This is a genomic window from Pseudoalteromonas sp. SIMBA_162 (genome assembly GCF_046535955.1).
GTDB classification, from domain to species: Bacteria; Pseudomonadota; Gammaproteobacteria; order Enterobacterales; family Alteromonadaceae; genus Pseudoalteromonas; species Pseudoalteromonas marina.
The window spans coordinates 1-229 of sequence record NZ_JAWJBQ010001384.1 but is presented as its reverse complement, the minus strand read 5'-3'; the positions used below and the strand labels follow the sequence as shown (position 1 = coordinate 229).

Here is a 229-nt window from a genome sequence, read left to right as displayed (position 1 = left end):
GTGGTAACTCTTTGCCCGATGTTAAATTACGCGCACTCAGTGTTGATTGGCCCATTTCGCGTTGTTGGTATACTAAGTAGTCATCAAACAACTCAACACCTTCGAGGTTAATACCCTCGCGCGCAGGGATCACGCTTTGCCAATTTGCTTTATCACCGGCTTTACCAATATCTACTTTCATAAGCTGAAAGTTAACGGCATTTAAATTAGTAACAATGTAATAAGTATT

1 pseudogene is annotated in these 229 nt (G+C 40.6%); it reads right to left on the bottom strand.

Going from position 1 to position 229, the window contains the following annotated elements:
• Window positions 1-229 (bottom strand): annotated as a pseudogene (locus R0J88_RS24140) (oligopeptidase B); the annotation flags it as partial.